The sequence below is a fragment of the Stenotrophomonas sp. SORGH_AS_0282 genome (assembly GCF_030818125.1).
Lineage (GTDB): Bacteria > Pseudomonadota > Gammaproteobacteria > Xanthomonadales > Xanthomonadaceae > Stenotrophomonas > Stenotrophomonas rhizophila_A.
This window is the reverse complement of the sequence record NZ_JAUTAB010000001.1, coordinates 666531-679310: the sequence shown is the minus strand read 5'-3', so window position 1 is coordinate 679310 and position 12780 is coordinate 666531. Positions and strand designations below refer to the sequence as shown.

The 12780-nt window shown below is 67.8% G+C and carries 11 protein-coding genes; 1 reads left to right on the top strand and 10 read right to left on the bottom strand.

Going from position 1 to position 12780, the window contains the following annotated elements; all coding sequences use genetic code 11:
* Positions 1-221: 221 nt before the first annotated feature.
* From lipA to QE395_RS02955, 3 genes are read right to left on the bottom strand one after another with little or no spacing between them, the layout of a single operon-like run.
* Positions 222-1232, bottom strand: coding sequence for a lipoyl synthase (gene lipA, locus QE395_RS02965; RefSeq protein ID WP_068854039.1), 1011 nt, complete (start codon positions 1230-1232; stop codon positions 222-224).
* 18 nt (positions 1233-1250) lie between these two features.
* Positions 1251-1958, bottom strand: a complete 708-nt coding sequence (lipB, locus tag QE395_RS02960) for a lipoyl(octanoyl) transferase LipB (protein ID WP_249833129.1) — start codon at positions 1956-1958, stop codon at positions 1251-1253.
* Positions 1946-2224 carry a DUF493 family protein gene (locus QE395_RS02955; protein ID WP_068854041.1) on the bottom strand — a complete coding sequence of 93 codons (279 nt, stop codon included), beginning with the start codon at positions 2222-2224 and terminating at the stop codon, positions 1946-1948. Before QE395_RS02955 ends, lipB begins: the two co-directional genes overlap by 13 nt.
* A gap of 192 nt (positions 2225-2416) precedes the next feature.
* Here QE395_RS02955 and QE395_RS02950 point away from each other — a divergent pair, with 192 nt between their 5' ends.
* On the top strand, positions 2417-3478 hold the full coding sequence (locus QE395_RS02950) for a lipid A deacylase LpxR family protein (protein WP_068854042.1): 1062 nt from the start codon (positions 2417-2419) through the stop codon (positions 3476-3478).
* 372 nt (positions 3479-3850) lie between these two features.
* Here the strand turns inward: QE395_RS02950 and QE395_RS02945 are convergent, their stop codons facing one another.
* The 7 genes from QE395_RS02945 to mreC form a co-directional block, all read right to left on the bottom strand.
* The gene (locus QE395_RS02945) at positions 3851-5068 is read right to left on the bottom strand and encodes a D-alanyl-D-alanine carboxypeptidase family protein (RefSeq protein WP_095362969.1); all 1218 of its coding nucleotides are present in this window, start codon (positions 5066-5068) and stop codon (positions 3851-3853) included.
* 60 nt (positions 5069-5128) lie between these two features.
* Positions 5129-6376 (bottom strand): septal ring lytic transglycosylase RlpA family protein, encoded by a 1248-nt coding sequence (locus QE395_RS02940; RefSeq protein ID WP_249833131.1) that lies wholly within the window; start codon positions 6374-6376, stop codon positions 5129-5131.
* Positions 6373-7518 (bottom strand): lytic murein transglycosylase B, encoded by a 1146-nt coding sequence (mltB, locus tag QE395_RS02935; RefSeq protein ID WP_249833132.1) that lies wholly within the window; start codon positions 7516-7518, stop codon positions 6373-6375. Before mltB ends, QE395_RS02940 begins: the two co-directional genes overlap by 4 nt.
* Positions 7519-8045: 527 nt before the next feature.
* Positions 8046-9158 carry a rod shape-determining protein RodA gene (gene rodA, locus QE395_RS02930; RefSeq protein ID WP_068854046.1) on the bottom strand — a complete coding sequence of 371 codons (1113 nt, stop codon included), beginning with the start codon at positions 9156-9158 and terminating at the stop codon, positions 8046-8048.
* Positions 9155-11218 (bottom strand): penicillin-binding protein 2, encoded by a 2064-nt coding sequence (gene mrdA / locus QE395_RS02925; RefSeq protein ID WP_306987511.1) that lies wholly within the window; start codon positions 11216-11218, stop codon positions 9155-9157. The genes rodA and mrdA overlap by 4 nt, the downstream gene beginning before the upstream one ends.
* 1 nt (position 11219) lies before the next feature.
* On the bottom strand, positions 11220-11705 hold the full coding sequence (mreD, locus tag QE395_RS02920) for a rod shape-determining protein MreD (RefSeq protein WP_068854048.1): 486 nt from the start codon (positions 11703-11705) through the stop codon (positions 11220-11222).
* A complete protein-coding gene (mreC, locus tag QE395_RS02915) occupies positions 11702-12706 on the bottom strand; it encodes a rod shape-determining protein MreC (RefSeq protein WP_210131082.1) in 1005 nt (334 codons plus the stop codon). The genes mreD and mreC overlap by 4 nt, the downstream gene beginning before the upstream one ends.
* Positions 12707-12780: the final 74 nt, after the last annotated feature.

The window sequence follows — 12780 nt, the reverse complement described above, 5'->3', positions numbered from 1 at the left end:
TTGCGGTTCGCACTGGAGAAGCAGGAGCCAGGGGGCCAACGCCGGTGGGTCGAGTGCCGGGTCGCCATGCCCTTGGAGGCGAATTAAAGGAGGAGGTGTCGGCCACAGGCCGACGCCGGGGGACATTCGCCGGAAAGGGCATGGCGGCCCGGCGCTCGATTCACCGGCAGCCGCGTCTGATCGGAGCGCGCGCTCCAATCAGACGGGAGAAGAACCAGGGCTCAGGCGACGCCAGCGCCCTTTGCCTGCACATCGGCGTGGTACGAAGACCGCACCATCGGGCCGGAGGCCACGTGGCTGAAGCCCAGCTCGTAGCCGTAGACTTCCAGTTCCTTGTATTCCTCGGGCGTCCAGTAACGCAGCACCGGGTGGTGGTGTGCGGTCGGCTGCAGGTACTGGCCGATGGTGATCATGTCCACGTCGTGCGCGCGCAGGTCGCGCATGGTTGCCCGCACCTGGTCCATGTCCTCGCCCAGGCCCAGCATGATGCCGGACTTGGTCGCGATCGACGGGTGCTGAGCCTTGAAGTTCTTGAGAAGCGTCAGCGACCACTGGTAATCCGCACCCGGGCGTACGTTGCGGTACAGGTCCGGCACGGTTTCGATGTTGTGGTTGAACACATCCGGCGGGTTGGTCGCCAGGATGTCCAGCGCCCGCTCCATGCGGCCCTTGCCGCGGAAGTCCGGCGTGAGCACTTCGATGCGGGTGTTCGGCGACTTGGCGCGGATCGCCCCGATGCAGTCGGCGAAGTGCTGGGCACCGCCGTCGCGCAGGTCATCGCGGTCCACGCTGGTCACCACCACGTACTTCAGGCCCATGTCCGCCACGGTCTGGGCCAGGCTGGCCGGTTCACCCGCGTCCGGCGGCTTCGGTCGGCCGTGGGCCACGTCGCAGAACGAGCAGCGCCGCGTGCAGACCTCGCCCAAGATCATGAACGTTGCCGTGCCGTGGCTGAAGCACTCGTGGATGTTCGGGCAGCTGGCTTCCTCGCAGACCGTCACCAGGCGGTTCTCGCGCAGCTTGGCCTTCAGCGTCTGCACCGCGTTGCCCGACGGAATCCGGACCCGGATCCACGACGGCTTGCGCAGCACCGGTGCGTCGGCGAACTGCACCGGCGAGCGGCCGATCTTGTCACCGCCCAGCTGTTTGACCCCGGCCTGCAACGGCGCGGCGGACGGCGTGTCGCCCTGCACGACCTGCAGGGGAATGATGCGAGCGGTGGTTTCAGTCATGGCCTTGGTCGGCGGCGCTCAGGCCGCGTCAGTCAGATCGGGCAGGTCCGTGGCAGGCTGGAGGTCCAACCCGAACTGGCGGGCCAGGTGGCCCAGCAGTACCGGCTTGACGGCCGCCATGCCGGACGGTCCCCCCAAGTCTACCATCGAGGTGACCTGCAGCCCTTGGTAGCCGCAGGGGTTGATGCGGTGGAATGGCTCCAGGTCCATCGCCACGTTGAAGGCCAGCCCGTGGAAGGTGCAGCCGCGACGGACCCGGATGCCCAGCGCGGCTACCTTGGCCCCGCCCACGTAGACCCCCGGCGCGCCGTCCAGCCGTTCAGCCCCGATATTCCATTCGTCCAGCGTGTCGATGATCGCCTGCTCGATCCGGCACACGTAATCGCGCACCCCGATCCCCAGCCGGCGCAGCTGCAGCAGCGGGTAGACCACGATCTGGCCCGGCCCGTGGTAGGTCACCTGGCCGCCGCGGTCCACGTGCAGCACCGGGATATCGCCGGCGGCCAGCACGTGTTCGTCCTTGCCGGCTTGGCCCAGGGTGAACACCGGATCGTGCTCGACCACCCACAGCTCGTCCGGGGTGTCGTCGGTACGTGCATCAGTGAAACGCTGCATTGCATGCCAGACCGGCGCATAGGGCTGGCGGCCCAGGTCGCGCACGATCGCCGGCTGCGCCGGGCGCTGGCCCGGTGCAGCGGTGGTTTCGCCGCTGGTTACAGCGTCCACTTCACTTCCGGGTGGTCGCGCAGCGCGGTGTGGGCAAGGTCCAGCTGCTCGCGGCTTTCGGCCATGAAGACCAGCTTCACGGACACGTATTTGCCGTTGGACGAGGTCTTCCAGGTGATGCGCTCTTTGAGCACCTGGATGCCGGCCAGATGCAGCAGCTGCGGAAGTTCGTGCTCCAGACCGATGTTCGCGGCGCCCATGGCGCTGAGCTCGAATTGACCGGGGAACTGGAAGCCGTGTTCGGGATTGTCAGACTTGATTTCCATGACCGCGATTATGGGGACGGAAGCGTCTGAACCCAAGACCTGCGTGATCGTGCGCACAGCTGCGCCGAACGTTGCGTGAAGATCGGCCTTCACGAACAAGACGCACCAGTGCGTGCGCGGTGCTGGTCACGGCATCACGCCGTGAATACCCTGCTCCCGCTTAAAAATGAATAAACCATCCGCGGGAATCTTATGCTTCTGAAGCGATTCGCGTTACCGGCCGCACTTGCCGGTGTTCTTGCAGCAGCCGCGCCTGCGGTACAGGCAGCCGAACAATGCGGGCCCGACGCCATGCGCGAGCACCCGCCGCAGGTCAACTTCCGCGTCGACAACGATCTCTTTGGAGGCGCCGACCAGGACCAGGGCTACACCAACGGGGCGCAGATCACCTTCGTCTCGCCCAACCTGGTCGATTACACCGACGATCCGTGCCTGCCGAAGCTTGCCCGCTGGGTCAACCGCCACCTCGAACGCCTGGCCCCCGGCGAGTTCGAGCAGCAGAACATGATCTTCAGCTTCGCCCAGCAGATCTACACCCCCAAGGACTTCACCCGCCGCGATGTGATCGAGGACGATCGGCCGTATGCCGGCGTGCTGATCGGCAGCTTCGGCTACAACGCACGGCGCGGCGACCGCCTGCAGACCACCCAGCTCGCGCTCGGCGTGGTCGGGCCGTGGGCGCTGGGCAAGGAAGTGCAGGACGCCGTGCATGACGCGCTGGGCGATGAGAAATTCCAGGGCTGGGACAACCAGCTGCACAACGAACCGGTGTTCATGCTCACCCACGAGCGCATGCACCGCTGGGGCGATGCCGAGGACAACCTGGCCGGCTGGGGCTGGGATGCGATCAGCCACTACGGCGGTGCGGTCGGCAACCTCGCCACCCACCTCAATGCCGGCGGCGAAGTCCGCTTCGGCTGGAAGCTGCCGGACGATTTCGGCAGCACCCCGCTGCGCCCGGCCGGCGAAAACACCGCGCCGACCCGCGGCGGTAAGCCCACCGGGTGGTCGTTCCATCTGTTCGCCACCAGCGATGCGGCCTGGGTGATCCGGGACATCACCCTGGACGGCAACACCTTCCGCAACAGCCACAGCGTGGACAAGCGCAACTGGGTGGCCCAGGGCGGCTACGGCCTGGCGGTGATGTACAACCGCTGGAAGTTCGCCCTCGCCCGCTACCACAGCACCCGCGAGTTCGACCTGCAGGACCAGTCGCCGATCTACGGCAGCTTTACGATCAGCCGGTCGCTCTGAGCGACCGGAATCCCCACGGGCCCGTGACGATGACGGGCTCGTGGTTGATTGATCCGGATCCCGATGGGCACGTATGAATTCGTAGCCCCGGCCGTTGGCCGGCTGCTCTTCGTTCCGGGGCCATGACCGCCCGATGCGCGGCTTCGGAACGTGTAAACGCCGGGACGTTGACCGCGATCGTTGCGCAACCGCCTCCGGATACTTGGGCCGCGCTGCGCGGGGTTTCCGGCCAACGGCCGGGGCTACGAATTGTTACGTAACGTCCCCGGATCGGGATCAATCAACCAAGAGCAAGGAACCGTTACGGACCCATTGCGCAAAAAAAAGACCGGCGCGAGCCGGTCTTTTTTTCATTGAATACGGGCGGAACCGTTATTCCGATTCCCACCACATCCAGAAGCTGTCCCACAGGCGCTTGAAGAAGCCGGCTTCTTCCACCGCAGCCACCGCCACCAGCGGAGCCTGCGCCACCACCTTGCCGTCCAGGGTCACCTTCAGCGTACCCACTGCCTGGCCCGCGGTGAACGGGGCTTCCAGGGTCTTGGGCACGTCGATGCTCGGCTTGAGGTCGTTGTAGCGGCCGCGCGGCACGCTCACCAGCAGCGGCTGGGCCACGCCCAGCTGCAGCGTATCGGCCTTGCCCTTCCACACCTTGTGTTCGGCCACGGCCTTGCCCGGCTCGTACATGCGGTGCGTTTCGAAGAAGCGGAAGCCCCAGTTGAGCAGCGCCAGGCTGTCATCGGCGCGCTGCTTCTCCGAAGCACCGCCCAGCACCACCGCGATCAGGCGCTGGTCGCCCCGCTGGGCCGAGCTCATCAGGCAGTAGCCCGCTTCGGAGGTGTGGCCGGTCTTGATGCCGTCCACGCTCTGGTCGCGCCACAGCAGCAGGTTGCGGTTGGGCTGGGTGATGTTGCCCACGGTGAATTCCTTCACCTTGTTGTAAGCGTAGGTTTCCGGGTAGTCGCGCACGAACGCACGGCCCAGCAGCGCCAGGTCGTAGGCGGTGGTGCGATGGCCTTCGGCGCTCAGACCATGGGCGTTGACGAAGTGCGAGTCCTTCATGCCGATCTTGGCGGCGTAGCTGTTCATCAGCGAGGCGAAGGCTTCTTCGCTGCCGGCCACATGTTCGGCCAGCGCGATGGCGGCGTCATTGCCCGACTGGATCGCCATGCCCTTTTCCATGTCTTCCAGGCGCGCGGTCTGGTTGACCGGGAAGCCGCTGTAGCTGCCGTCGGTGCCGGCGCCACCTTCGCGCCAGGCGCGCTCGCTCATCATCACCTGGTCGTCGGTACGGACCTTGCCGTTCTTCACTTCGGCGGCAACCACGTACGAGGTCATCACCTTGGTGATGCTGGCCGGCGCCAGCTGTTCATGGATGTTCTCGCCGGCCAGCACCTGGCCGGTGGCGTAATCCATCAGTACCCAGGCCTTGGCCACGCTGGGCTTGGGCGCCGGCGGGGTGGCCACGGTAACGGGGGCGGCGGCGGCAGGAGCGGGTGCCGGGGCCGGGGTCGGCAAGGGGGTCTGGGCGGAGACCATGCCCACGAACAGGGTCGTGGCCATGGCAGCAGCGGCAAAGCGGAATTTCATCGGACAGCAAGCTCCAGGAGGGCGCCAAGGGAATTACAGGGGACGGTCATTGTAGGTCGTTTACTCTTTCACGATCTGCGGCGACCCGAATCCCAGACCGACAATGCGGCCGGCAAGTTCCGAGGCGCTGGCATGGTCGGCCGCCGGCACCCGCAGGCGCCACAGGGTGCGGCCGCCGCTGACGATGTCGCTGATGCTGGCGCCGACGATGCCGGCCGAAGACAGCTGACCCAGGGCCTTGGTGGCGTTCTCGCGGCTGGCGAAACTGGCTACCTGCAGCAGCACGTTGCCGACCTGCTGCTGCAACGAGGGGCTGGGTGTGGCGGCCGCGACGGGCGCAGGCAGGGGGCGGGCAGCGGCAGCCACCGGCGCAGCCGCCGGCAGCGCGCTCACCGTGACCGGGCCCGTCTCCAGCGTTGCCGCCTGGGTCGCGGCCGGCTGGGCCGGGCCGGCCGGACGCGCGGCAGGCGCCGGCAATGCGCCGACCAGCTTGTCCATGTCGCTGGCGCGGCGCACCGGGGCCGGCGGCGTTGCAGCCGCCACGGTGGCGGCCGCTTCCGCCGCGCGGCGCTCACGGCGCGAGGGCTTGTCGGCCAGCAGGTTGTCCTCGCCCGGGGTCAGCGCGCGTACTTCCACGTTGCCGGTGCCGCGCTGGGTAATGCCCAGGCGCACGGCGGCGGCGTAGCTGAGATCGATCACCCGGCCGTCGTGGAACGGGCCGCGGTCATTGACCCTCACGATCACCGATTCGCCGTTGTCCAGGTTGGTGACCCGCGCAAAGCTCGGCAGCGGCAGGGTCTTGTGCGCGGCGGTGAAGGCGTACATGTCGTACACCTCACGGTTGGAGGTAAGCCGGCCATGGAACTTGGCACCGTAGTAGGACGCCGTGCCCTTTTCGGCATAGCCCTTGGGCCGGTCCAGTACCTGGTAACTCTTGCCCAGTACCACGTAAGGCGATTTGTTGCCGATCGCCGAGCGTGGCAGGTCCACCACGTCCGGTTCGGGAATGCAGGCCACGTTGGGAATGTAGGTCGGGGTGCTGTCGTTGACGCCCGGCTTGTACAGCCCGCCCGCGCGGTAATCGCCGCGCGTGCTGGGATCCTCCGACGCGGCCTTGTACGGCGAGCCTTCAGGGCAATGCGCAGGGCGGCTGCCCTTGCCCTTGCCCTGCCCCTGCACCAGCGCGCCCGACGGTTTGCCGGTAGTGCCGCTCGCGCTGGGCGGCTTTTTTGGCGCACTGCTGCAGGCGGCCAGCGCCAGGATCAGCAGGCCGGGAACCGCCCATCTGCAGCGCGCGCGTGCGTTCATGCCGGCGGCAGCTCCTGGCCGGCGATGGCCTGCGACAACTGGTACACGGCCATCGCGTACATCTTGGACAGGTTGTAACGGGTGATGGCGTAGTAGTTCTGGAAGCCCAGCCAGTACTGCTTGCCGGTGCTGCCCTCCAGCGTGATCGGGGTGGCCGTCAGCCCGGACGGGACGGGTGCCGCGGGCTGGTAGCCGCGCTGGGCCAGGTCGGACAGCGTCCAGGTCGGGGTCCAGTCGGTGGGATCGAAGGGCGCGCGGCCGGGCGCCAGCGTGGCCGGCACCGCAACCGGGCCGCCGCGCACCCACCCGCCCTTCTTGACGAAGTAATTGGCGATGGAAGAGAACACGTCGTCGTAGCTGGTGAACAGATCGCGGCGACCATCACCGTTGCCGTCCACGGCGAAGTCGAGGTAGCTGGACGGCATGAACTGGCCCATGCCCATCGCGCCGGCATAGCTGCCCTTGATGGACAGGATGTCCAGCTTCTCGTCGCGGCTCAGCGCGAACAGGCGCGCCAGCTCATCGCGGAAGAACAGTTCGCGCCGCACTTCGCGTTCGAGCTTGGCCGGGTCGCCGCTGCGCGGGTAATTGAAGGCCAGCGTGTACAGCGCATCGAGTACGCGGTAGCTGCCGGTGTTGGCGCCGTAACTGGTTTCCACGCCGATGATCGCCACGATCACTTCGGCCGGCACCCCGGTACGTTCCTGCACGCGCATCAGCTCATCGCGGTGCTGGGCCAGGAACTTCCTGCCGCCGTCGATCCGCGCCTGGCTGATGAACATCGGCCGATACTCGTTCCACGGCTTGACCCGCTCGGCCGGGCGCGACATGGCGGCAATGATCGGAGCGCGCACCTGCGCCTGGGCGAGCGTGGCCTCGATCTGCGCAGCAGGAATGCCGTAGCGGGCGGCGGTCTCACGCACGAAGTTGGCGCGCGCCACTTCGAACGGCACCGGGGTCAGGTCAACCGGCGGCGCGGTGGCTGCGGCCCCTTCCGGCGCGGCTTCGGCAGGCCCCTTGTGGGCGACTCCCGGCTTGTTGGGCGCACCTGACGCCTGCGGCGGCGGTGACGGGGAGTGCGGCTGGGTCGCGCAGGCGACCAAACCGAGCGTAAGCATGCAAGCCAAAGTGCGTCGAATCATCGCCGCAGGTTAGCAGGTCAAAGATGAAATAAAACCCCTAACACCATGAATCCCAACGATTTGCCCGAAGTTTCGGGGGTTCGTTAAGAGCGTGTGTAAAGGTACTCCGGCTGCGCCCCCATCCCCATGGGCGCAACCGGGCTACCGACCCGGTCGATACTGGTGCGACGCGCTACTCCCCAGCGCAACGCCGCACCCCCTGTACCCGTTGGGTCAACTACGTCCCGCAGCGCCTTGCGCGTCGCTTGGCTCGATGCGCAGCTGCTTGCGGGCCGCCATTGTGCAGGCCGTTTACGACAAGTCCATTGATCCTGATCAAGCGCATTCATATTTGTGCGCTACATCTCACTTTCCTGTCAGCGCGTTGACGCCTTCTACACCGGCAATGCCGGATTCGGCACATTCGCTACGATCCAAACCCGAATCTGCGCAAAACCGGCCGAATTCCCGCCGATCTTTTGACTAGACATAAGCTGCGAGCATGGGTGCGGCGACATGCCGTCGCCGCCGGACAGGACGTGCGACGGTCAGCTGTAGCCGCCGTGCACCGGGTTGTGGCTGCGTGCGGCCATGACCAGCCCGAACCCGGCCAGCAGCGATACCGCCGAGGTGCCGCCATAGCTGATCAGCGGCATCGGCACGCCCACCACCGGCAGCAGGCCGGAGATCATGCCGCCGTTGACCAGCACGTAGACGAAGAACGCCAGGCCGGTGGCGCCGGCCAGCAGGCGGGAATAGGAATCGCGCGACTGCGAGGCGATCCACAGGCAGCGCCCGATCACCACCAGGTACAGGAACAGCACCAGCGCGACGCCGATCCAGCCGAACTCCTCGCTGAGCACGGAGAAGGCGAAGTCGGTGGTCTGCTCGGGAATGAAGTTCAGGTGCGACTGCGAGCCCTGGCCCCAGCCCTTGCCATCGAAACCGCCCGAACCAATGGCAATCTTGGACTGGATGATGTTCCACCCGGCGCCCAGCGCATCCATCTCCGGGTCCAGGAACATCATGATGCGGTCTTTCTGGTAGGGCCGCAGCAGCCAGATCCAGGCGACGGGTGCGGCGGCGGCGACGCCCCCCACGGCCACGCCCACCCACCACCACGGCAGGCCGGCCAGCAGCAGCACGAACGCACCGCTGGCGGCGATCAGCACGCCGGTACCGAAGTCCGGCTGCAGCATCACCAGCCCGGTCGGCACCCCGATGATCACCGCGCTGACCATCACCGTGGAAAAGCGCGGCGGCAGCGGCATGCGGTGCAGGTACCAGGCCACCATCATCGGCAGGCTGACCTTGAGCAGCTCGGCCGGCTGCAGGTAGAACAGCTTCAGGTCCAGCCACTGGCGGCCGTACTTGCCGGTGCCGAGCACGAACACGGCCAGCAGCGGGATCATCGACACCGCGTAGATCAGCGGGGTGGCCGAGCGGATGCGCAGGATCGGCATGCGCGAAATCGCCCACATCGCGCCCAGCCCGACCACGAAGCGCGCGCCCTGGGCGAACACCAGCGAATCGCCGCCGGCGCTCTTGAGCACGGCAAGGCCGATCAGCATCAACGCGCCAAGCGCCAGGCACAGCACCCAGTCCAGGGTGCTGCTGAAGCGCACGACCATGTCGCTGGCCCAGCGCAGGAAATCCTTCATCGGCTGCGCTCCGGCGGGGCGGGAGGTTGGGCCGCCGGCGCCAGTGGCGCGCCAGGTACGGGGGCAGGCGCGGGAACCGGTTCGGGCAGGCCGACCAGCACCGGCAGCGATTCCAGCACGGCGGCAGCGGCATCGCCGGCTTCGCGCGCGGCGCTGTCGCCTTCGAATGCGGTGATGCCGATCGCGGTGGTGCCGCGCAGGCTGTCCAGCGGCTCCATGCCCTCGGGCATCTTGCCCAGCAGCCAGGCATCGAACAGCTTGCGCGCGATGGGCGCCGCCGCCGAGCCGCCGTAGCCGCCGCCTTCGACCGCAATGGCCAGCACGATCACCGGGTTTTCGGCCGGCGCAAAGCCCACGAACAGCGACCGGTGGCGCAGGTGCATGGGCAGGCTCTTGGGGTTCACCGCCGCGGTGCCGCGGCGGCTGATCACCTGCGCGGTGCCGGTCTTGCCGGCGATGGTGTACGGCGCGCCGGCCGCCGCGCGCGCGCCGCTGCCGCCCGGGCGCATGGTGCCCATCATGCCTTCGCGCACGGCCTGCAGGTTCCCCGGGCTCGGGCTGACCGGCTTGCTCGTGCCGGCCGGCGTGGGCACCCAGTCCGAATCGAAGCTTTCGCGCTGCTGCATCACCAGGTGCGGGATGCGCAGCTGGCCGTCGGCAATGCCGCCCACGCCGTGCACCAGCTGCAGCGGGGTGACCTTCCAATCGCCCTGGCCGATGCTGACGTTGACCGTATCGCCGGGATACCAGCGTTCCTTGCGGGATTTGTACTTGTTCTGCGGCGAAGGCAGGATGCCGCCGATCTCGCCGGTGAGGTCGATACCGGTAGGCTCGCCGAAGCCGTAATAGCCCATGTAGTGGTCGAACCGCTCGATGCCCAGGTCCAGCGCCAGCTTGTAGTAATAGGTGTTGACCGACTGGGTGATCGACTTGCGCAGGTCGGTCCAGCCGTGGCCGCCACGGTTGGCATCGCCCCAGCCACGCGAGGTGCCCGGAAGGTAGAACATGCCGGTGGAGAGGATCTTGTCTTCGGGCTTGCGCACCCCGCTGTCCAACCCGGCCAGGCCGATCAGCGGCTTGATGGTCGAACCCGGTGCCACGCCACCAAGCACCAGGCGGTTGAACTGCGGGCGCGAGGGGTTGTCGTTGAGGGCCTTGAAATCGGCGTGCGAGATGCCGTTGACGAACAGGTTGGGGTCGTACGACGGCAGGCTCACCATGGCCAGGATTTCGCCGGTGCGCGGATCCATCGCCACGCCGGCGCCGTCGAAATCGCCGAAGGCCACCACCATGGCGCGCTGCAGGTCGGCATCGATGGACAGGCGCAGGTCGTTGCCCGACTGTGCCGCGACCCGGCCGATGGTGCGGATGGCGCGGCCCTGCACGTTGGTTTCAACCTGCTCGTAGCCGACCTTGCCGCGCAGCTGCTGCTCGTAATAGCGCTCCAGGCCGGACTTGCCGATATGGGTCAGCGCGGCATTACCTTCGCCCAGCGTTTCCAGGTCCTTGTCATCGACCCGGCCGACGTAACCGATGATGTGTGCGAACAGATCGCCGTAGGGATAGCGGCGGGTCAGGTAGGGTTCCAGCTCCACGCCGGGATAGCGCCAGCGGTCGACCGCAAAGCGCGCCATTTCCTCGTCGGTGACCCGCAGCTTCAGCGTCACCGGCAGGAAGCTGCGACGCGCCTTGCGTGACTTGTTGAACGTTTCCAGGTCTTCCGGCGTGATCGTCAGGATCTTTGCCAACCCGGCCAGGGTGGCGTCCATGTCCTTGACCTTGTCCGGGGTGATGTCCAGTCGGAACGCGGGCACGTTTTCGGCCAGCAGCCGCCCGTTGCGGTCATAGATCATGCCGCGCCCGGGCACTACCGGCCGCGGCTTGATGCGGTTGGCTTCCGAACGCGTGGCGTAGGTGTCGTGGTCCAGCACCTGCAGCTTGAAGTACCACCCACCCAGCCCGACCAGGCAGACCAGCACGCCGAGGAAGCCCAGCGCGGCGCGGCGCCGGAACTGCTCGGCTTCGGCGCGCGGATTCTTGGCCTGGCGGCGCACGTACATGTCAGCGCCCGCGACGCCCGAAGCGCACGGCGTCGAGCAGCACGAACACCAGCGGCCACAGCCCCATGCCCAGCAGCGGCGCCCACCAGTAAGACCACGGCAGGGTCGGTTCGCCCACGGCGATGTGGACCACGGCGCTGACGATGCGGTCGTTGAACAGCAGGCCCCCGATGGCCAGCACCTGCTGGGACATCGGGAAGAAGCGGATGCGCGCACGGAAGCGCTGCAGGATGAAGGTGAGCATCACCAGCCGCAGCGCCTGTTCGCCGAGCACGCCGCCGTACAGCAGGTCGGCGATCACGCCGCAGGCGAAGGCCACGCCCAGCCCGACCCGGTCCGGCGCCTCGATGACCCAGTACGCCAGCACCAGCGCCAGCCAGTACGGGCGCAGCGGCTGCAGCAGCACCGGCAACGGCAGCAGGCCGAGCAGCAGCGCCAGCACGATGCTGACCGGGAGCACCCAGGGTTTGTCGCGCAGGCGGCTCATGGGGTGGGCCCCGTCGGGGAAGGCTGGGGTGCGGGTTGGGCCGGTTGCGGCGCGGTTTCCGTGGGCCGGCCAACGGCCGGCGCTACCGGGGTTGCCGCCGCAGGTGCAGGCGCTGCCGGTCCGCCGGCGGTTTCGGAAAGCTGGAGGTTGGGCGGGATCCGGATCGCGGCGCCCGGCCTCAGCAGCAGTACGTCGCGGCCGCGGTCGAGCTGGGCGGCGGGCTTGAGTTCGCCGACCAGGAAGGCATGGGTGTCGTCCGGGCGCAGGGCGGTGATCCTGCCGACGGGGAAGCCGGCCGGGAAACGGCCGCCCAGGCCGGAGGTGACGATCTCGTCGCCCACTTCCACCCCGGCGCTGAGCGGAATGTCGCGCAGTTCCAGGGTGTCGCCGCGGCCGTAGACGATCAGGCGCACGCCGTTGCGGGCCACGGTGACCGGCACCGCGTGGTCCGGATCGGTGAGCAGCAGCACGGTGGCGTTGCTGGCGGTGGTGGCGATCACCTGCCCCATCAGGCCGCCGGCGTCGATCACCGCCTGCCCCATGTGCACGCCATCGCGGGTGCCGGCGGCCAGCACCAGGCGCTGCCGGACCGGGTCCAGGTCGATGTCCAGGATCGGCGCCAGCTGCACGTCCAGCCCGCTGCGTTCGGCCACGTTGAGCAGTTCGCGCAGCTGGGCGTTGTCCAGCGCGGCGGTCTGCAGGCGGGTCAGGCGTGCATTGGCGATCAGCAACTGGTTGCGCAGCTCGCGGTTCTCATCGACCAGCTGGCCGTGGCTGGCCGCATTGTCCTTGACCTGGGTGCCAAGCCGGCCCGGCAGGCCGGCCAGCGCCCACACCGGCTGCACCAGCACGTTGGCCTGGGCGCGCGCGCGCGCCAGCCAGCCGGCCTGGTCATCGAGCACGATCAGGGTGATGGCCAGGGCCAAATAGGCGAGCAGCCGCAGGGGGCTGCTGGCATCACCCTGGCGGGAGGCTACGGGAGGACCGGCGTAGGGCGGCACGACTGGCTTCGACTGGACAAGGTGGAAAGGGAGCGCGGGGCCGCCAGGTTCGGCGGCACCGGGATGCGACAACG